Genomic DNA, 18859 nt, shown 5'->3' with positions numbered 1-18859 from the left:
CGCGTCGTCCGCGCGGGCAGCGTGCCGCGCGAGGCGTGCGCCATGCCGCGTGACGCCGCCGGCCGCCGACAACAATCCATAACGGGTATCCGATGATCGATCGACTGAAATACAGCTTCTCCGGCCTTCCCCCGTACGACGCGTCCGTCGCCGACACGCAGGCCGGCCTGTCGCGCCTGCTCGACGCCACCCGGCTCGACGCGGTCGTGGTCACGTCGCAGGACGAATACATCACCGAATACCTGCCGCGCCGCAACAACCCCCGCTACGCGCTGTCGGGTTTCGACGGCTCGGCCGGCTGCGGCATCTTCCTGAGCGCGGCGACCGCCGAGGCGCTCGGCGTGCCGCCGTTCGTGCTGTTCGTCGACGGCCGCTATCACCTGCAGGCCGAACAGCAGTGCGACCCGGCGCGCGTGCGCATCGAGAAGCTCGGCATGAACGTGACGATCTGGCAGGCGCTGGCCGACTGGCTGCTCGCGCACGCGAGCCGGCTCGCGCGGGTCGGCTACGACGCGCTGCGGATCAGCGTCGCGCAGCGCGACCGGCTGGTCGAGCAGACGCAGGCGGCATCGCTCGACTGGACGAGCCTCGTCGAGCGCGAGATCGACCGCGCGATCGCGCTGCCGGGCTGGGTGGTCGAGCGGCCGATCTTCGAGCTGCCGGACGCGATGACCGGCGCGAGCGTCGCGCAGAACCTCGACGCGCTGAACCGGCGGCTCGCCGCGCACACCGGCGCTGCGCCCGGCACGACCGCGTTCTTCACGTGCGCGTCGGACGACCTCGCGTACCTGCTGAACAGCCGCGGCTATCACATCCCGAATGCGTCGTCGCACCTGGGCTTCCTGTTCGCTATCGGCGAGCAGGTCGCGTTGTTCCTGCCGGAGGGCTGCGACCGCTGCCCGGTCGAACTGGCGTCGTATCCGGCGCTGCACGTGATCCGGCGCGACTTCGCCGAACTCGAGCGCTTCCTCGCGCGGTTCGCGGTCGAGCACGTGTGTTACGGCTTCGAGTCGGTCAACTGCGCGCTCGTCGAGTCGGTGCGCCGCGTGTGGCCGCACGCGCGGCACGCCGACTTCAACCCGGTCGAGGCGCTGCGCGCCGGCAAGACGCCGGCGGTGCTCGACCGGTTCCGCGACGCGTTCGCGCGCAGTTCGGCGGCGATCGCCGAAACGATGCGCTGGGCGAAGGCCGGCGAGCCGGGGCAGCGCCATACCGAGTACGACCTGGCCCGCACGATCAACGACGCGTACGGCGCCCGCTCGGCGGTCGCGCTGACCTTCCCGTCGATCGCGGCGAACGGCGCGAACAGCGCGTTCGCGCACTACACGGCGGCGAGCGCCGACGTCGAGCTGACCGAAGGCGAACTCGTGCTGCTCGACAGCGGCGCGTATTACGACGCCGGTTTCGCGACGGACTGCACGCGCGTCGTGCTGCGCCGCACGCGGCCGGAGACGGTCGCGCAGCCGTGGCAGCGCGAGATCTACACGGTCGCGCTGAAGGCCTGCATCAAGGGGCTCGTCACGCGTTTCCCGAAGACGGCGACGGGCGACGACGTCGACGCGGCGGTGCGCCAGGTGTGCCGCGACCACGGCTACGATTTCGGTCACGGCACCGGGCACGGCGTCGGGATCCACGTGCACGAGGGCGGCGTGCGGTTCGCGCCGGGCGCGCGGTACGGGCTGGTGCCGAACGCGGTGATTTCGGTCGAGCCGGGCATTTACGTGGCGGGCAAGGGCGGCGTGCGGATCGAGAACATCGTGATCGTGCGCGCGGACGACGACGCATCGGACACCGTCGCGTTCGAGAACATCGTCACGGTCGGCTACGACTGGGACCTGATCGACGTCGAACTGCTGAACGACGACGAGCGCGCGTACCTGCGCGACTACGAACGGCTTTGCGTGGAACGCGGCACGCAGGTCACTGCGTGTCCGCTGCTGTAAGGCGGGGAAGGGGCGCGCGGCCGCAGGCGGGCCGCGCGATGCACGCGCGGCGCGTCGATGCGCCGGCGTGATCGGCCCGTCGGGAATCCGTACGTCAGAGAATCGGTACGTCAGAGAATCGGTGCGTCAGGGAATCGGTGCGTCAGGGAATCGGTGCGTCAGGGAATCCGTACGTCAGAGAATCAGTACGTCGGAGAATCAGCGCATCAGCGCCGATACCCGCCCGTCGGGCCCGTAGACGCCGGCCGGCGCGGGCGCCGAGCGCAGCACCGCGAGCGCGCGCTCGTTGTAGTCCATCCGGATCCGGATCAGCATCCCGTTGGTCGCATTGGCCTGGCGCGCGCGTTCGGCGGCCTGCAGCAGCAACTGCCAGCGGCCCGCGAGGCGTGCGTCGCGTTCGGCGGCCTGGTCCATCCCTTTCTTGCCGGCCGGAAAGCCGAGCGCGGACAGCTGCGTGTCGCGCGTGCGCTCGAGCTGCGCGAGCCGGTCGATCAGCGCGCTCTTCTTCTCGACGATGCCGGGCAGCATTTCAAGCGGCTCCGGCGTCGTCAGCGCCTTTTCCTCGTAGGCGAGCAGGGACGCGAACGCTTCGACCGTCGCGTGTTCGTCGTTGACCGTGGCCAGCAGCTCTTCTCTCATCGCGTCATGCTCGTCGCGCCGGCACGCGGGGCCGCATGCCGGCAAACCAGGGGACCGGTCAGGGCGTGACGGGCCCCGGGCCGGCTCAGTTGCCCTGCGAGCGCTGCTGTTGCAGCAGGTCGCGGGCGGTATTCAATACGCCGTCGGCGATCTTGTTCACGTCGATCGTCAACGTGCCGTTGTTCAGCGCGTCCTTGATCGACTGGACGAGGGCCGTGTCGATGTCGGCGCTGCCGGAGGCCGACAGCGAACGCAGCTGGCCGGACAGACCCGACAGGTTCACGCTCGCGTCGCCGCCGGTCGATCCTGCGTCGGCCGCCTGCGCGGACGACGACGAAGCCGCGCCGGATTGCGCGCGGGCCGCGCCGTTGCCGGTCGACGCGAGTGGGCTCGGGTTCGGAGTGGAATCGATCTTCACGATGGGGTTTCCTGGACGGTATGACCCAGATAACGGCCGGGTCGGCCCGAACTTTAGCATCGTGAGCCCGAAATTCTCCGAATAAACAATTCTTTACAATCTTGCGGTGCGATCCGGCCCTACAGCGGAATTTCGACGGTTCCGGCATCCTTGACGATCGCCGTGACGATTTGCCCCGCGGCCATCCGGACCCGCACCGACTGCCCCGGCGCCGCATTCGCGAGCGCGCTGCCCTCGGCCGAGATCGTGAAGCCGGGCCCGGCCGCGACGACCCGTACCGTCTGCCCGGCCGACACCGACGCGGCGCTCTTCAGCATGTCCTGGCGCAGCGGCAGCCCGGCCGAGATCCGCGCCAGCGCGGTCGCGCCGACCGCCTGCGCGGGATCGGTGATCACCGCGAGCGGCAGCACAGTCAGGTCGCCTTCGCGCGCGACGAGGTCGGCCGCGGTGAGCGGCTCGCCGGGCGCGATCTGGCGCGCGGCGACGTAATAGGTGGCCTGCACGGCAACCTTCGCCTGCAGGTAGACGGTCCACGGCCGCTCGCCCGCGCAGCGCACGCCGACCGTTGTGCGGCCCCACAGGCGCGCGCCGGTCGGCAGGAACGGCTCGAGCGTCGTGCACGCGGCGAGCCCGCGCGGAAACGCGGCCGCGACGGTCGCGGTCGTCTTGCCCGGCAGGCCCGCGACCTGCTGCTGCAGGAATGCGAGCGCCGTGCGCCGGATCGTGTCGGGGTCCTGCTGGCCGGGCGGTGTCGCCGGCTGGGGCGCGGCGGCTACCTGGGGCGGGTTGGCGGCAGCCGCCGGTGCGCGCGCGGCCGGCGCGGCTGAAGCGGCGCGGGCCGCGGCGAGGCGCGCGGCGATGGCCGGTCGCGCGGAATTCGATGCCGGGTCGGCCGCGCCGGCGACGACGGTCGCGACGGCGCCCGGATCGGCGGCGCGCAGGGCACCATAACCTGCGTTCGAGGCGTTCGAGGCGTTCGAGGCGTTCGAGGCGTTCGCGGTGGTCGTGGCGTTCGTGCGCGCGGCGGCGTAGGCGGGGCGCGGCGTCGGCACGGCAGCCGGCGGCGGGACATTCATCACGACCATCGAGCCAGCCGGCTGCGCCGCGTAGCGGGCCGCGGCCGCGCCGGTCACGCCGGCAGCACCACCCGCGCCACCTGCGCCACCCGCACCGACTGCACCGACTGCACCGACTGCACCGACTGCACCGACTGCACCGACCGTCGTGGCCACACCTGTACCCGTACCCGAAGCCGTCCCCGAATTCCCGCCGAACTGACCGCCGCTCGCCGCGTTCGCCTGCGCGAGCGCGGTCTCGGCCGTTTCGCCGCGGCCGGGAATCACGATCATCCCGTCGTCCGCGTGCGCGGCCGGCACCGCGAGCCACAGCGCCGCGGCGAGCGCGAACGCACGCGGCCAGCGCGTGCCGCGTCCGTGGTTGCCGCGAAGTGCGCTGCCTGTCATCGCCGTGTCCTCGAAGCCGTTGATCCGATTCGCATTCTAGGGAGCCGGGCCGCCGCGCAAACGATGAATAGAGGGGGCCTTTGCCGCGTTATTCGTCCGATTGCCGGTTGCGCCCGCCGCCTACCATCGCTGTCATGGAAAAAAGCCCCTTGGGTCGCCATCCGGCGCAACGGGCGTGCAGCGCTTCATACGGAGAGACGCACACATGCTGGACAAACTCGATGCCGAATTCGCGTTCGGCCGACAGGCGCTCGACGTGCGCGCCTATCGGCAGGAATTGCTGTCGTCGAACATCGCGAACGCCGACACGCCCGGCTACCAGGCCCGCGACGCCGATTTCGCGTCGACCCTCGCGCGCTCGCTGAAGCAGGCCGGCGGCGGCCTCGCGCCGAGCAACGCCGCGCAGCTGCCGATGGCGCAGCCGGCCGGCGTGGCGAGCGGGATGACGATGGTGTCGACGGCACCCGGCCACATGGCCGGCACCGCGAAGCTGATGCCGGCCGGCGGCCCGGCCGACGACTACGGCCGCGCGCAGTACCGGATGCCGCTGCAGCCGTCGCTCGACGGCAACACGGTCGATCTCGACGTCGAGCGCGTGCAGTTCGCGAACAACGCGCTGCACTACGAAACCGGGATGACCGTGATGACCCAGCAGATCAAGGCGATGATCGCCGCGATCTCGACGAACTCGTAAGCGCAACCGAACCCGAGCACAAGCACCAGGAGCCTCCATGCCCTCGTTGATGAACATCTTCGGCGTCGCCGGTTCGGCGCTGTCCGCGCAATCGCAGCGCCTGAACGTCACCGCGTCGAACCTCGCGAACGCCGACAGCGCGACCGGCCCCGACGGCAAGCCGTACAAGGCCAAGCAGGTCGTGTTCGCGACCGACCCGATGGGCGGCGCGCGCACCGCGTCCGGCCAGGGCGTGGGCGGCGTGCGCGTGACGAAGGTCGTCGACGATCCGTCGCCGATGAAGTCGACCTACGACCCGGCGAACCCGGCCGCCGACGCGAACGGCTACGTGCAGATGCCGAACGTCGATCCGGTGCAGGAGATGGTGAACATGATCTCGGCGTCGCGCTCGTACCAGGCCAACGTCGAGACGCTGAACACCGCGAAGACGCTGATGCTCAAGACGCTGACGATCGGCACGTAAGCCGCGCGCCGAGCGACCTTCCACACCCGGGCCCAGACCCGACCGTTTCGACACAAGGCTATCCAGGATGACTTCCTCCAGCACGACGATCGGCAGCAGCGGCACCAACGTGTCGACCCTGCCGACCGACACGATGAACACCAACAACGTGTCGACGACCGGCACCTCGGCGAGCGACCTGCAGGCGACGTTCCTGAAGCTGCTCGTCACGCAGCTGCAGAACCAGGATCCGACGAGCCCGGTCGACAGCTCGCAGATGACGTCGCAGCTCGCGCAGATCAACACGGTGAGCGGCATCGCGCAGCTGAATACGTCGCTCACGTCGCTGTCGACGCAACTCGCGGCCGGCCAGCAGACGCAGGCCGCGCTGCTGATCGGCACGAACGTGCTCGCGCCGGGCAACAGCGTCGCGGTGAAGAGCGGCGCGGCATCGCCGTTCGGCGTGTCGCTCACGAGCGACGTGTCGAACCTGACGATCACCGTGAAGAACAGCGCGGGCGTCGTCGTGAACACGATCAACGCGGGCCAGCAGTCGGCCGGCACGGTGCCGTTCAACTGGACGCCGACGGATACGGCCGGCAACGCGCTGCCGGACGGCAAGTACACCGTGAGCGCGCAGTACACGGGCAGCGACGGCAAGACGTACGCGCCGACCGTGCTCGCGGCCGCGCAGGTACAGAGCGTGATCAAGCAGGCCGACGGCACGGCGGGGCTCGTGCTGTCGAACGGCACGACGGTGGGCTTGACCCAGGTCGCGTCGATTTTCCCGAACACCGCGTCGTCGTCGTCCGGCGGCACGACCACCAGCAACTGATCCAGCTTTCTCGAAAACGGAGACCGAAATGGGTTATCAACAGGGTCTGAGCGGCCTCGCCGGCGCATCGAACGCGCTCGACGTGATCGGCAACAACATCGCGAACGCGAACACGGTCGGCTTCAAGTCGAGCACCGCGCAGTTCTCCGACATGTACGCGAACTCGCTCGCGACGTCGGTCAACACGCAGATCGGGATCGGCACGACGCTCGCGTCGGTGCAGCAGCAGTTCGGCCAGGGCACGATCAACACGACGAACTCGTCGCTCGACGTCGCGATCAACGGCAACGGCTTCTTCCAGATGTCGAACAACGGCGTGACGACGTACTCGCGCGACGGCACGTTCCAGCGCGACAAGAACGGCTTCATCGTCAACTCGGCGGGCGCGAACCTGATGGGCTACGCGGCCGGCAAGAACGGCGTGCTGAACACCGCGCAGACCGTGGCGCTGCAGGCGCCGACGACCAACATCGCGCCGACCCCGACGACCAAGATCACCGGCCAGTTCAACCTGAACTCGCAGGACACGGTGCCGGCCAAGACGCCGTTCGACCCGACCGACACCACGACGTACAACTATTCGACGTCGATCCAGGTGTACGACTCGCTCGGCGGCTCGCAGGCGGTCAACATGTATTTCGTGAAGTCGGCGGCCGGCTCGTGGGAAGCCTACGCGGGCGTGCAGGGCGGCACCGCGACCGACCTCGGCACGGTCACGTTCGACACGTCGGGCGCGATCCAGAGCACGACGCTGCCGGGTTCCGCCACGCCGACCGCATCGCTCGGCCAGTTCCAGTTCACCGTACCGACCACCGACGGCTCGGCGACGCCGCAGAACCTCACGCTCGACCTGACCGGCACCACGCAGTACGGCGGCAAGGACGGCGTGAACAACCTCGCGCAGGACGGCTACGCGAGCGGCACGCTGACGACCTTCTCGATCGGCTCGGACGGCAAGCTGACCGGCAACTACTCGAACGGCCAGACGGCGGTGCTCGGCCAGATCGCGATCGCGAACTTCAACAACCCGAACGGGCTGACCAGCCTCGGCGGCAACCAGTACGCCGAGACGGCCGCGTCGGGCGTGCCGCAGATCTCCGCGCCGGGCAGCACGAACCACGGCACGCTGCAGGGCAGCGCGCTGGAGAACTCGAACGTCGACCTGACGTCGCAGCTCGTCAACCTGATCACCGCGCAGCGCAACTACCAGGCGAACGCGCAGACGATCAAGACGCAGCAGACCGTCGACCAGACGCTCATCAACCTGTAACGCGCGGATAACCGGCAGCCATGGACCGACTGATCTACACGGCGATGACGGGCGCGTCGCAGTCGCTCGACCAGCAGGCGATCGTCGCGAACAACCTCGCGAACGCGTCGACGACGGGTTTTCGCGCGCAGCTCGCGACCTACCGCGCGGTGCCGATGAATTTCGGCGACGGCAGCAACATCGACCCGACGACGACGCGCACCTACGTGCTCGCGTCGACGCCCGGCGCGGATTACGCGCCGGGTCCGATCACGCGCACCGGCAACCCGCTCGACGTCGCCGTGCAGGGCGCCGGCTGGCTGTCGGTGCAGACCGCCGACGGCAGCGAGGCGTACACGCGCGCCGGCAACCTGCACGTCGATGAAAACGGCCAGCTCGTCAACGCGAGCAACCTGCCGGTGCTCGGCAACGGCGGCCCGATCTCGGTGCCGCCGAACGCGGAAGTGACGATCGGCAAGGACGGCACGGTGTCCGCGCTGATGCCGGGCGACCCGCCGACGGCGGTCGCGATCGTCGACCAGATGAAGCTCGTGAACCCCGACCCGGCCACGCTCGCGCGCGGCAACGACGGGCTGTTCCGCACCGCCGACGGCAATCCGGCCGACGCCGACCCGACCGTGGTCGTCACGCCGAATTCGCTCGAAGGCAGCAACGTGAACCCGGTGACCGCGATGGTCGCGATGATCGACAACGCACGGGCGTTCCAGCTGCAGTCGAAGCTGATCCAGACGGCCGACCAGAACGAGCAGTCGGCGAACCAGCTGCTCAACTTCAGCTGAGCGGCCCGGCCCTCGCACCCAGGAGAAGATTCAACATGAACCGTTCGCTCTACATTGCCGCCACCGGCATGAATGCGCAGCAGGCGCAGATGGACGTGATCTCGAACAACCTCGCGAACACCAGCACGAACGGCTTCAAGGCGTCGCGCGCGGTGTTCGAGGATCTGCTGTACCAGACCATCCGCCAACCGGGCGCGAACTCGACGCAGCAGACCGAGCTGCCGTCGGGCCTGCAGCTCGGCACCGGCGTGCAGCAGGTCGCAACCGAGCGCCTGTACACGCAGGGCGGCCTCACGCAGACCGGCAACTCGAAGGACGTCGCGATCAACGGCGCGGGCTTCTTCCAGGTGCTGATGCCGGACGGCACGAACGCGTATACGCGCGACGGCTCGTTCCAGACCAACGCACAGGGCCAGCTCGTCACGTCGAGCGGCTACCAGATCCTGCCGGCGATCACGGTGCCGCAGAACGCGCAGTCGCTGACGATCGGCAAGGACGGCGTCGTGTCGGTCACGCAGCCGGGCTCGAGCAACGCGGTGCAGATCGGCTCGCTGCAGATCGCGACCTTCATCAACCCGGCCGGCCTCGAGGCGAAGGGCGAGAACCTGTTCGCCGAGACCACGTCGTCGGGCGCGCCGAACGTGTCGCAGCCGGGCCTGAACGGCGCGGGCGTGCTCAACCAGGGCTATGTCGAGGCGTCGAACGTGAACGTCGTGCAGGAGCTCGTCAACATGATCCAGACGCAGCGTGCCTACGAGATCAACAGCAAGGCCGTGACGACGTCCGACCAGATGCTGCAGACCGTCACGCAGATGAAGAGCTAACCGGAACGTCCCGTCGTCGCCATGAAGCAGGTTCGCCTCCTCCCGTCAGCCCCCGTCCGCGCCGCGTGCGCGGTCGCGGTGGCCGCGCTCGCCGGTTGCGCGCAGATTCCGCGCGACCCGATCATCCAGCAGCCGATGACGGCGCAGCCGCCGATGCCGATGTCGATGCAGGCGCCCGGCTCGATCTACAACCCCGGCTATGCGGGGCGGCCGCTGTTCGAGGATCAGCGGCCGCGCAACGTCGGCGACATCCTGACGATCATGATCGCGGAGAACATCAACGCGACCAAGTCGTCGGGCGCGAACACGAACCGCCAGGGCAACACCGACTTCAACGTGCCGACGGCCGGCTTCCTCGGCGGGCTGTTCGCGAAGGCGAACCTGTCGGCGGCCGGCACCAACAAGTTCGCGGCCACCGGCGGCGCGAGCGCGGCGAACACGTTCAACGGCACGATCACGGTGACCGTCACCAACGTGCTGCCGAACGGCAACCTCGTGGTCAGCGGCGAGAAGCAGATGCTGATCAACCAGGGCAACGAATTCGTGCGCTTCTCGGGGGTCGTCAACCCGAACACGATCTCGGGCGCGAACTCCGTCTATTCGACGCAGGTCGCCGACGCGAAGATCGAATACTCGTCGAAGGGCTACATCAACGAAGCCGAGACGATGGGCTGGCTGCAGCGCTTCTTCCTCAACATCGCACCGTGGTGATGACGATGCAGCAGCCTCTTTTCCACCGCCTGTCGTCCCGTGCGCGTGCCGTCGCGCGGATCGCCGCCGCGTTCGTGCTGGCGGTGTGCGCGCTCGGCGCGGCACCCGCGCACGCGGAGCGCCTGAAGGACCTCGCGCAGATCCAGGGCGTGCGCGACAACCCGCTGATCGGCTATGGCCTCGTCGTCGGCCTCGACGGCACCGGCGACCAGACGATGCAGACGCCGTTCACGACGCAGACGCTCGCGAACATGCTCGCGAACCTCGGCATCTCGATCAACAACGGCTCGGCCAACGGCGGGCCGTCGTCGCTGAACAACATGCAGCTGAAGAACGTCGCGGCCGTGATGGTGACCGCGACGCTGCCGCCGTTCGCGCGGCCGGGCGAGGCGCTCGACGTGACCGTGTCGTCGCTCGGCAACGCGAAGAGCCTGCGCGGCGGCACGCTGCTGCTCACGCCGCTGAAGGGCGCGGACGGGCAGGTGTACGCGCTCGCGCAGGGCAACATGGCGGTCGGCGGCGCGGGCGCGAGTGCGAACGGCAGCCGCGTGCAGGTGAACCAGCTCGCGGCCGGCCGGATCGTCGGCGGCGCGATCGTCGAGCGCGCGGTGCCGAACGCGATCGCGCAGATGAACGGCGTGCTGCAGCTGCAGCTGAACGACATGGACTACGGCACCGCGCAGCGGATCGTGTCCGCGGTCAATTCGAGCTTCGGCCCGGGCACCGCGACGGCGCTCGACGGCCGCACGATCCAGCTCGCCGCGCCGGCGGATTCCGCGCAGCAGGTCGCGTTCATGGCGCGCCTGCAGAACCTCGACGTGAGCCCGGACAAGGCCGCCGCGAAGGTGATCCTGAACGCGCGCACCGGCTCGATCGTGATGAACCAGATGGTCACGCTGCAAAGCTGCGCGGTCGCGCACGGCAACCTGTCGGTGGTCGTCAACACGCAGCCGGTGGTGTCGCAGCCGGGGCCGTTCTCGAACGGGCAGACGGTGGTCGCGCAGCAGTCGCAGATCCAGCTGAAGCAGGACAACGGCGCGCTCAAGATGGTGACGGCCGGCGCGAACCTGGCCGACGTCGTGAAGGCGCTGAACACGCTCGGCGCGACGCCGGCGGACCTGATGTCGATCCTGCAGGCGATGAAGGCGGCCGGCGCGCTGCGCGCAGACCTGGAGGTGATCTGAATGGCGGCGAATCTTCCGAACGCGAACGACCTGACGCAGCGCTTCGCCCTCGACGTGCAGGGCTTCGACGCGCTGCGCGCGCAGGCGAAGCAGTCGCCGCAGGCCGGTGCGAAGGCGGTCGCGGGCCAGTTCGACGCGATGTTCACGCAGATGATGCTCAAGAGCATGCGCGATGCGTCGCCCGACGGCGGGCTGCTCGATTCGCACACGTCGAAGATGTACACGTCGATGCTCGACCAGCAGCTCGCGCAGCAGATGTCGAAGCGCGGGATCGGCGTGGCCGACGCGCTGATGAAGCAGCTGCTGCGCAACGCGGGGCAGGGCACGGGCAGCGACACGGCGGCCGACGCGGGCGCGGCCGGGCTCGCTGCGGCGGGCCTGGGTGCGGCCGGCTCGGGCACGTCGGGCAACGAAGGCAGCCTCGCCGCGATGAACGCGATGGCGCGGGCCTACGCGAACGCGGCGAACAACGGCGGGCTCGCCGGCTCGCGCGGCTACACGGCCGGCAGCGCGCTGACGCCGCCGCTGAAGGGCGCGAGCGGCGTGCAGGACGCCGACGCGTTCGTCGACCGGCTCGCCGGCCCGGCGCAGGCGGCGAGCGCGACCACCGGCATCCCGGCGCGCTTCATCGTCGGCCAGGCCGCGCTCGAATCGGGCTGGGGCAAGCGCGAGATCCGCGCGAGCGACGGCTCGACGAGCTACAACGTGTTCGGCATCAAGGCGAACAAGGGCTGGACGGGCCGCACGGTGTCGGCGCTGACGACCGAATACGTGAACGGCACGCCGCGCCGCGTCGTCGCGAAATTCCGCGCGTACGACTCGTACGAGCACGCGATGACCGACTATGCGAACCTGCTGAAGAACAACCCGCGCTATGCGGGCGTGCTCAGCGCGAGCCGCAGCGTCGAGGGTTTCGCGCACGGAATGCAGAAGGCCGGTTACGCGACGGACCCGAATTACGCGAAGAAGCTGATCTCGATCATGCAGCAGATCGGCTGACGGGGCCGGGCCGCAATGGCCCCGCCTGCCGCCGTTTTTACAATCTTACGAACCGTGCCCGGTATCCCGCCGCGCGCGGTTTTCAACGTTTGCGCGAAAAATACCGGCGTTTCGATCTAAACTTTCGGTGAGCACTGCCGCTAAGTGTGAGAGACCTGTAACCGGGCCATGTTCTGGCCCGGTTTTACTGCGCACCGGTCGCCCGGGCGCCCTGAAAAGAAAACCGGCTAGCCATGAATATCGAAACGTCGACCGATCCGAGCCTGGATGCGGGCCATTCCGGGCCCGACTACGCCCGCCGCAATCCGCTGGAGATCGGCGTGCAGCTGCGCAACCTCGTGAACCGGGGCGACTTCCTGACCGTCCAGTACCCGGGCGGCCAGCTCGTCACGCGCCTGCTCGAGGTCGACGTCGGCGCGCGCACGTTCGCGTTCGACTGGGGCGCGCTGTCCGAGCAGAACGCCGGCATCCTCGGCGCGTCGCATTGCACCTTCGCGGCCGCGCCGGAAGGCGTGCGCGTCGAATTCACCACGAACACGCCGCGCGAGACGCGCTACGAGGGGCTGCCCGCGTTCGTCGCCGATTTCCCCGACGTGCTGATGTGCATCCAGCGCCGCGAGTATTTCCGCGTCGATGCACCGATCGTCGATCCGTTCCTGTGCCGCGGCCGGTTGCCGGACGGCGAGGGCTTCATGTTCGAGGTGCATAACCTGTCGCTCGGCGGCGTCGGCCTGCGGACCGCCGACGAGCGCGTCGAGACGCTCGATGTCGGCACGCTGCTGCCGGGCGTGGAGCTCGAGCTGAACGGCCACGGCAAGCTGTCGCTCGACCTGCAGCTCGTGTCGCAGCGTTCGACCCAGATGCCGAACGGCTCGCGCCGCTACCAGCTCGGCTTTCGCTTCATGTCGCTGCCGGGCAGCGCGGAGAACACGCTGCAGCGCCTGATCACGCAGCTCGAGATGAAGCGCCGCTCGCTCGCGCGGGCCTGACGCATCCGCTCGCGGCCCGGTTCGGGGCCGCTCTCGCACCGGCGCCGGCAGCGTGCGCCGGGCCGCTCGCCGGACGACGCGCATGCGCGCGTCGCGCGCGCATTTTTCCCTCAATTTTTCCGATCCGCGGCCGTTATACCGGGAGTCACGCAACCCGGCGGCCGCAGCGCGGCCGGCTCATCAGGATCGCGCATGTCCAACTCACTCATGAACCTCGGTGTCAGCGGCCTCAATGCCGCGCTCTGGGGCCTCACGACGACCGGCCAGAACATCAGCAACGCCGCGACGCCCGGCTATTCGGTCGAGCGCCCGGTCTATGCCGAGGCGAGCGGTCAGTACACGGCGAGCGGCTACATGCCGCAGGGCGTGAATACCGTCACCGTGCAGCGGCAGTACAGCCAGTATCTGAGCGACCAGCTGAACAGCGCGCAGTCGCAGGGCGGCTCGCTGTCGACGTGGTATTCGCTCGTCGCGCAGCTGAACAATTACGTCGGCAGCCCGACGGCCGGCATCTCGACCGGGATCACGGGCTATTTCACCGGGCTGCAGAACGTCGCGAACAACGCGTCCGATCCGTCGGTACGGCAGACCGCGGTCAGCAACGCGCAGATCCTCGCGAACCAGCTCAACGCGGCCGGCCAGCAGTACGACGCGCTGCGCCAGAGCGTGAATACGCAGCTCACCGACACCGTGTCGCAGATCAACACGTACACCAAGCAGATCGCGCAGCTGAACCGGCAGATCTCCGCAGCGAGCAGCCAGGGGCAGCCGCCGAACCAGCTGATGGACCAGCGCGACCTCGCGGTGTCGAACCTGTCGAGCCTCGCCGGCGTGCAGGTGGTGCGCAACGACAGCGGCTACAGCGTGTTCCTCGCGGGCGGCCAGCCGCTCGTTCTTGCCGACAAGAGCTACCAGCTCGCGACCGTCACGTCGTCGTCCGATCCGAGCGAGCTGACCGTCGTGTCGCAGGGGATCGCCGGCGCGAACCCGCCGGGGCCGAACCAGGCGCTGCCCGATGCGTCGCTGTCGGGCGGCACGCTCGGCGGCCTGCTCGCGTTCCGCAGCCAGACGCTCGACCCCGCGCAGGCGCAGCTCGGCGCGCTCGCGACCAGCTTCGCCGCGCAGGTCAACGGGCAGAACGCGCTCGGCGTCGACCTGGCGGGCAATCCGGGCGGCAACCTGTTCACGGTGGCGAACCCGACCGTCTATTCGAACCAGGGCAATACCGGCAACGCGGCGCTGTCCGTCTCGTTCGCCAACGCGTCGCAGCCTACGACGAGCGACTACACGCTGTCGTTTGACGGCACGAACTACACGCTGACCGACCGCGCGAGCGGGTCGGTGGTCGACCAGAAGGCGGGGCCGATGCCGGTCTCGCTCGGCGGGCTGAACTTCTCGTCCTCGTCCGGCGCGATGAATGCCGGCGACCAGTTCACCGTGCTGCCGACGCGCGGCGCGCTGACGGGCTTCGGCCTCGCGACGACGAGCGGCTCGGCGATCGCGGCCGCGTCGCCGGCCGTCACGTCGGCGTCGAGCACCAACATCGGCACCGCCAAGATCGCGCTGAGCGGGGTGACCTCCGGCTATCAGGTGCCGTCGACCAAGCTGACCTACGACGCGGCGACGCAGTCGCTGTCGGGCTTCCCGGCCGGTACCACGGTGACGATCCCGGGCACGCCGCCGACGTCGGTGACGATCAGCAATCCGACCGACCCCGTGCCGTACGACCCGTCGACCGGCGCGGCGATGACGATGTCGGGCACGGCCGCCGGAGCGCTGAACGGCGTGACCGTCACGCTGTCGGGCACGCCGTCGGACGGCGATTCGTTCACGATCGGGCCGTACGCGGGCGGCACGAGCGACGGCAGCAACGCGCTCGCGCTGTCGCGGCTCGTCAACGCGAAGACCCTCGGCGGCGGCACGACGACGCTTACGGGCGCCTACGCGAACTATGTGAACAACATCGGCAATGCGGCGAGCCAGCTCAAGTCGTCGAGTACCGCACAGACGGCGCTGGTCGGCCAGATCACGTCCGCGCAGCAGTCGGTGTCGGGCGTGAACCAGAACGAGGAAGCCGCGAACCTGATGCAGTACCAGCAGCTCTACCAGGCGAACGCGAAGGTGATCCAGACGGCGGCTTCGCTGTTCCAGACCGTGCTGGGCCTGTTCAGCTGAGCGGATTCGAGAGGATAGAAACGATGCGGATTTCCACGACCCAGTTCTACCAGCTGAACGTCGGCCAGATGAACGATCAGCAGGCCCAGCTCGCGCAGCTCTACCAGCAGATCTCGAGCGGCGTGAGCCTGTCGACGCCGGCCGACAACCCGTTGGGCGCGGCGCAGGCCGTGCAGCTGTCGATGACGTCGGCCACGCTGTCGCAATACGCGGCGAACCAGAGCACGGCGCTCGCGTCGCTGCAGGCCGAGGACCAGGCGCTGCAGAGCGTCGGCAACGTACTCGGCAGCGTCCAGTCGTTGATCGTGCGCGCCGGCGACGGCTCGCTCGCCGACAATAACCGCGCAGCGCTCGCGGCGCAGCTCGAGGGCTACCGCGACCAGCTGGTGTCGCTCGCGAACTCGACCGACGGCGCGGGCAACTACCTGTTCGCCGGCTACCAGAATTCGACGGCGCCGTTCACGAAGGACGCCGCCGGCAGCATCAGCTATGTCGGCGATACGGGCACGCGCACCGTGCAGATCGACGATTCGCGCAGCGTGCCGCAGGGCGACTCGGGCCTCTCGGTGTTCATGTCGGTGCAGGCGCTGGGCAACTCGCCCGTCCAGGCGGCCGGCGCGGCCAACACCGGCACGGCCACCATCGGCAACGTCACGGTGACGGATCCGTCGGCTGCGACCAACGGCCATCAGTTCACGATCACCTTCGGCGGCACGGCGGCCGCGCCGACCTACACGGTGACCGACAACTCGATTTCACCCCCGACTCCCGGGCCCGCGCAGGCCTATACGTCGGGCACCGCGATCGCGCTCGGCAACGGGATGAAGGTCGCCGTGTCGGGCACGCCGTCGCCCACCGACACCTTTTCGGTCACGCCCGCGCCGCAGGCGAGCGGGGTCGACGTGTTCTCGACGCTCGATTCGATGATCACGGCGTTGAAGACGCCCGTCGCCGGCAATCCGACGGCGACCGCCGCGCTGTCGAACACGCTGAGCACGGCCGCGACGAAGATCGGCAACTCGATGCGCAACGTCACGACCGTGCTGGCTTCGGTCGGCGGCCGCGAGCAGGAGGTCAAGGCGATGCAGACCGTCAACCAGACCGCGGCGCTGCAGACGACCAGCAACCTGTCGGACCTGACGAGCGCCAACATGGTCACGACCATCAGCCAGTACCTGCAGGTGCAGAACGCGCTGAGCGGCGCGCAGAAGGCTTACGCGCAGCTGCAGAACATGTCGCTGTTCCAGTACATCAATCCGTAATCCGCGTCGCGTCCGCTGCGATGTGAGCGCCCGCTCACATCGCGCGGTGCGCCGGCCGGCCGCCGCCGATGCGGTCGCGCCGCGCCGATTCCCGCGCCGATTCCCGCGCCGATGCCCGCCCGGCAGGCACGCCCGCCGCCCCGGCGGTTCGCGCTTGCCAGCCCCATTTCCGCTCCGTAAACTCGCGCCAGATTCCAGACCGGCGCACCGTCCCGCAGCCGGCGTACGACAGGAGCCCTTTTCCCCATGTCCGATTCCTACTTCCCGCGCTGGCGGGTGCAACCGACCGGCGCGGTCTCGCGCGTGGTCGGCCCCGACGAACGCCTCGCGTGGCCGCAGATGGTCGCGATGGGCGTGCAGCACGTCGTCGCGATGTTCGGCTCGACCGTGCTCGCACCGCTGCTGATGGGCTTCGATCCGAACCTGTGCATCTTCATGTCGGGTATCGGCACGCTGCTGTTCTTCGTGCTGGTCGGCGGCCGCGTGCCGAGCTACCTCGGCTCGAGCTTCGCGTTCATCGGCCTCGTGATCGCGGTGACGGGCTACGGCGGCAGCGGCCCGAACCCGAACATCCCGGTCGCGCTCGGCGGGATCGTCGCGTGCGGCGTCGTGTACGTCGCGCTCGGCGCGCTGGTGCAGGCCATCGGCACGCGCTGGATCGAGACGCTGATGCCGCCCGTCGTCACCGGCGCGGTGGTCGCGGTGATCGGGCTGAACCTCGCGCCGATCGCGGTCAAGGGCGTGTCGGCATCGACCTTCGACTCGGTGATGGCGCTCGTCACGGTGCTGTGCGTCGGCGGCGTCGCGGTGTTCGCGCGCGGGATGATGCAGCGCCTGCTGATCCTCGTCGGGCTGGTGATCGCCTACGTGATCTATGCGATCGCGACCAACGGGATGGGCCTCGGCAAGCCGGTCGATTTCGCGATCGTCGCGCAGGCCGCGTGGTTCGGCGTGCCGAGCTTCCGCGCGCCGGTGTTCGATCCGCACGCGATGCTGATGCTCGCGCCGGTCGCGGTGATCCTGGTCGCGGAGAACCTCGGCCACATCAAGGCCGTCAGCGCGATGACGGGCACCAACCTCGACCGCTACGTCGGTCGCGCGTTCATCGGCGACGGGCTCGCGACGATCGTGTCGGGCAGCGTCGGCGGCACCGGCGTGACCACCTATGCGGAGAACATCGGCGTGATGGCCGTCACGCGGATCTATTCGACGCTCGTGTTCGCGGTCGCCGCGCTGATCGCGATCGGGCTGGGCTTCTCGCCGAAGTTCGGCGCGGTGATCCAGACGATTCCGGGCCCGGTGCTCGGCGGCGTGTCGATCGTCGTGTTCGGGCTGATCGCGGTGACGGGCGCGCGGATCTGGGTCGTCAACAAGGTCGACTTCTCCGACAACCGCAACCTGATCGTCGCGGCCGTCACGCTGGTGCTCGGCGCCGGCGACTTCTCGCTGAAGATCGGCGGCTTCGGGCTCGGCGGGATCGGCACCGCGACGTTCGGCGCGATCATCCTGTACGCGATCCTGCGCAAGGAAAAGGAGCCGGGGCCGGTGGTGTGAGCCGCGGCGGGAGCAGGGCCGCGGGCGCCGGCGTCGCGGGCGTCACGGGTTCGGCTGCACCGAAAACGTGAGCGGCCAGGCAAAGGTTCCGTCCTTTGCCTTCGGCGCGAACACGAAACGGTAGGTCAGCGTGAACGTCGTCTTCAGCGCCGTATAGGGCACGGCGATCGTGCCGCCCGTGCCCGGCAGCACGACCTTGCCGCCGAAGCCGGTGATCTCGATCGAACTGAACTGCGACTGGCTGGCGGCGGCGACCTGCACGAGCACCGTGTAGCCGGCCCGGTCGTTGGTCTGGATCGCGAGCGTCGTCCCGGACGGGTTGCTGGTGTTCGGCACGGCCAGGTTGCCGATGCTCGTGTCCTTGTTCGCGATCACGAGCTTCGCCGGATTGGTCGCGTTGAGCCGCGCATACGCCTGGACCGTCGTGCCGACCTGCACCGACCGGCTGGCCTGCTTCGCATCGGCATGGCCGGGCGCGGCGCCGAGCAGCGCGATCGACAGCGCCGCCATCGCGGCGAGCCGGGCGCCCGCGCGGCCGCCGGCCCGCCGAAGCGCGAGCGGCCGCGTGCGGGTCCGTGCGCATCGGGCGCGCCGCGATGCGGCGGCGCTCGCTGTCTCGGTTCGATTCATGTCTGCCCCCCATTGTCCGGGTCCGTGATGGCGATCGACGGCGGCATG

General features: G+C 69.2%; 18 protein-coding genes. 14 read left to right on the top strand and 4 right to left on the bottom strand.

What is annotated here, in order from left to right; genetic code table 11:
* Positions 1 to 92 precede the first annotated feature (92 nt).
* Complete coding sequence (locus DIE17_RS15365; RefSeq protein WP_124520535.1) at positions 93 to 1943, top strand: M24 family metallopeptidase; 1851 nt, start codon at positions 93 to 95, stop codon at positions 1941 to 1943.
* A gap of 198 nt (positions 1944 to 2141) precedes the next feature.
* On the opposite strand, the gene DIE17_RS15360 is transcribed toward DIE17_RS15365, so the two are convergent.
* The 3 genes from DIE17_RS15360 to flgA all read right to left on the bottom strand — a co-directional run bounded on the left by DIE17_RS15360 (position 2142) and on the right by flgA (position 4463).
* Complete coding sequence (locus DIE17_RS15360; protein ID WP_039317824.1) at positions 2142 to 2582, bottom strand: flagella synthesis protein FlgN; 441 nt, start codon at positions 2580 to 2582, stop codon at positions 2142 to 2144.
* Between the two features lie 85 nt (positions 2583 to 2667).
* Positions 2668 to 3000 carry a flagellar biosynthesis anti-sigma factor FlgM gene (gene flgM / locus DIE17_RS15355; RefSeq protein ID WP_124520534.1) on the bottom strand — a complete coding sequence of 111 codons (333 nt, stop codon included), beginning with the start codon at positions 2998 to 3000 and terminating at the stop codon, positions 2668 to 2670.
* Positions 3001 to 3119: 119 nt separating this feature from the next.
* Positions 3120 to 4463: a flagellar basal body P-ring formation chaperone FlgA gene (gene flgA, locus DIE17_RS15350; RefSeq protein WP_124921087.1), complete on the bottom strand. Its 1344-nt coding sequence runs from the start codon at positions 4461 to 4463 to the stop codon at positions 3120 to 3122.
* A 205-nt stretch (positions 4464 to 4668) separates the two neighbouring features.
* On the opposite strand from flgA, the gene DIE17_RS15345 reads away from it, so the two are divergent.
* The 13 genes from DIE17_RS15345 (at position 4669) to DIE17_RS15285 (ending at position 18181) form a co-directional block, all read left to right on the top strand.
* The gene (locus DIE17_RS15345; RefSeq protein ID WP_124520532.1) at positions 4669 to 5157 is read left to right on the top strand and encodes a flagellar basal body rod protein FlgB; all 489 of its coding nucleotides are present in this window, start codon (positions 4669 to 4671) and stop codon (positions 5155 to 5157) included.
* 37 nt (positions 5158 to 5194) lie between these two features.
* A complete protein-coding gene (flgC, locus tag DIE17_RS15340) occupies positions 5195 to 5620 on the top strand; it encodes a flagellar basal body rod protein FlgC (protein WP_044847874.1) in 426 nt (141 codons plus the stop codon).
* Between the two features lie 67 nt (positions 5621 to 5687).
* A complete protein-coding gene (locus DIE17_RS15335; RefSeq protein WP_044847875.1) occupies positions 5688 to 6434 on the top strand; it encodes a flagellar hook assembly protein FlgD in 747 nt (248 codons plus the stop codon).
* Positions 6435 to 6462: 28 nt separating this feature from the next.
* Entirely contained in the window at positions 6463 to 7704 is a 1242-nt protein-coding gene (gene flgE / locus DIE17_RS15330; RefSeq protein ID WP_044847876.1) for a flagellar hook protein FlgE, read from the top strand.
* A 20-nt stretch (positions 7705 to 7724) separates the two neighbouring features.
* On the top strand, positions 7725 to 8483 hold the full coding sequence (flgF, locus tag DIE17_RS15325) for a flagellar basal-body rod protein FlgF (protein ID WP_044847877.1): 759 nt from the start codon (positions 7725 to 7727) through the stop codon (positions 8481 to 8483).
* A 35-nt stretch (positions 8484 to 8518) separates the two neighbouring features.
* Positions 8519 to 9307: a flagellar basal-body rod protein FlgG gene (gene flgG, locus DIE17_RS15320; protein WP_014895799.1), complete on the top strand. Its 789-nt coding sequence runs from the start codon at positions 8519 to 8521 to the stop codon at positions 9305 to 9307.
* 21 nt (positions 9308 to 9328) lie between these two features.
* Positions 9329 to 10018 carry a flagellar basal body L-ring protein FlgH gene (gene flgH, locus DIE17_RS15315; RefSeq protein WP_044847878.1) on the top strand — a complete coding sequence of 230 codons (690 nt, stop codon included), beginning with the start codon at positions 9329 to 9331 and terminating at the stop codon, positions 10016 to 10018.
* A gap of 5 nt (positions 10019 to 10023) precedes the next feature.
* On the top strand, positions 10024 to 11202 hold the full coding sequence (locus DIE17_RS15310) for a flagellar basal body P-ring protein FlgI (RefSeq protein ID WP_124520531.1): 1179 nt from the start codon (positions 10024 to 10026) through the stop codon (positions 11200 to 11202).
* Complete coding sequence (gene flgJ / locus DIE17_RS15305; RefSeq protein ID WP_044847879.1) at positions 11203 to 12201, top strand: flagellar assembly peptidoglycan hydrolase FlgJ; 999 nt, start codon at positions 11203 to 11205, stop codon at positions 12199 to 12201. It begins immediately after the preceding gene.
* Between the two features lie 233 nt (positions 12202 to 12434).
* Entirely contained in the window at positions 12435 to 13190 is a 756-nt protein-coding gene (locus DIE17_RS15300; protein WP_124520530.1) for a flagellar brake protein, read from the top strand.
* Between the two features lie 192 nt (positions 13191 to 13382).
* On the top strand, positions 13383 to 15365 hold the full coding sequence (gene flgK, locus DIE17_RS15295) for a flagellar hook-associated protein FlgK (protein WP_124520529.1): 1983 nt from the start codon (positions 13383 to 13385) through the stop codon (positions 15363 to 15365).
* Between the two features lie 23 nt (positions 15366 to 15388).
* A complete protein-coding gene (gene flgL / locus DIE17_RS15290; protein WP_124520528.1) occupies positions 15389 to 16627 on the top strand; it encodes a flagellar hook-associated protein FlgL in 1239 nt (412 codons plus the stop codon).
* Between the two features lie 246 nt (positions 16628 to 16873).
* Positions 16874 to 18181 (top strand): solute carrier family 23 protein, encoded by a 1308-nt coding sequence (locus DIE17_RS15285; RefSeq protein WP_124486643.1) that lies wholly within the window; start codon positions 16874 to 16876, stop codon positions 18179 to 18181.
* A 42-nt stretch (positions 18182 to 18223) separates the two neighbouring features.
* On the opposite strand, the gene DIE17_RS15280 is transcribed toward DIE17_RS15285, so the two are convergent.
* Positions 18224 to 18811: a hypothetical protein gene (locus DIE17_RS15280; protein WP_124520527.1), complete on the bottom strand. Its 588-nt coding sequence runs from the start codon at positions 18809 to 18811 to the stop codon at positions 18224 to 18226.
* Between the last annotated feature and the right edge of the window lie 48 nt (positions 18812 to 18859).

Origin of the sequence: Burkholderia sp. Bp9099 (genome assembly GCF_003857805.1) — a bacterium.
Taxonomy (GTDB): domain Bacteria; phylum Pseudomonadota; class Gammaproteobacteria; order Burkholderiales; family Burkholderiaceae; genus Burkholderia.
This window is presented reverse-complemented; position numbering and strand designations above follow the sequence as displayed.

What these genes read in the sequence shown, in the direction of transcription:
- DIE17_RS15310 (WP_124520531.1), top strand. Translation starts at nt 10,024, where the DNA reads ATGCAGCAGCCTCTTTTCCACCGCCTGTCGTCCCGTGCGCGTGCCGTC.
- flgE (WP_044847876.1), top strand. Translation starts at nt 6,463, where the DNA reads ATGGGTTATCAACAGGGTCTGAGCGGCCTCGCCGGCGCATCGAACGCG.
- flgF (WP_044847877.1), top strand. Translation starts at nt 7,725, where the DNA reads ATGGACCGACTGATCTACACGGCGATGACGGGCGCGTCGCAGTCGCTC.
- flgK (WP_124520529.1), top strand. Translation starts at nt 13,383, where the DNA reads ATGTCCAACTCACTCATGAACCTCGGTGTCAGCGGCCTCAATGCCGCG.
- DIE17_RS15335 (WP_044847875.1), top strand. Translation starts at nt 5,688, where the DNA reads ATGACTTCCTCCAGCACGACGATCGGCAGCAGCGGCACCAACGTGTCG.
- flgJ (WP_044847879.1), top strand. Translation starts at nt 11,203, where the DNA reads ATGGCGGCGAATCTTCCGAACGCGAACGACCTGACGCAGCGCTTCGCC.
- DIE17_RS15300 (WP_124520530.1), top strand. Translation starts at nt 12,435, where the DNA reads ATGAATATCGAAACGTCGACCGATCCGAGCCTGGATGCGGGCCATTCC.
- flgC (WP_044847874.1), top strand. Translation starts at nt 5,195, where the DNA reads ATGCCCTCGTTGATGAACATCTTCGGCGTCGCCGGTTCGGCGCTGTCC.
- DIE17_RS15285 (WP_124486643.1), top strand. Translation starts at nt 16,874, where the DNA reads ATGTCCGATTCCTACTTCCCGCGCTGGCGGGTGCAACCGACCGGCGCG.
- flgH (WP_044847878.1), top strand. Translation starts at nt 9,329, where the DNA reads ATGAAGCAGGTTCGCCTCCTCCCGTCAGCCCCCGTCCGCGCCGCGTGC.
- DIE17_RS15360 (WP_039317824.1), bottom strand. Translation starts at nt 2,582, where the DNA reads ATGAGAGAAGAGCTGCTGGCCACGGTCAACGACGAACACGCGACGGTC.
- flgL (WP_124520528.1), top strand. Translation starts at nt 15,389, where the DNA reads ATGCGGATTTCCACGACCCAGTTCTACCAGCTGAACGTCGGCCAGATG.
- DIE17_RS15345 (WP_124520532.1), top strand. Translation starts at nt 4,669, where the DNA reads ATGCTGGACAAACTCGATGCCGAATTCGCGTTCGGCCGACAGGCGCTC.
- DIE17_RS15365 (WP_124520535.1), top strand. Translation starts at nt 93, where the DNA reads ATGATCGATCGACTGAAATACAGCTTCTCCGGCCTTCCCCCGTACGAC.
- DIE17_RS15280 (WP_124520527.1), bottom strand. Translation starts at nt 18,811, where the DNA reads ATGAATCGAACCGAGACAGCGAGCGCCGCCGCATCGCGGCGCGCCCGA.
- flgA (WP_124921087.1), bottom strand. Translation starts at nt 4,463, where the DNA reads ATGACAGGCAGCGCACTTCGCGGCAACCACGGACGCGGCACGCGCTGG.
- flgG (WP_014895799.1), top strand. Translation starts at nt 8,519, where the DNA reads ATGAACCGTTCGCTCTACATTGCCGCCACCGGCATGAATGCGCAGCAG.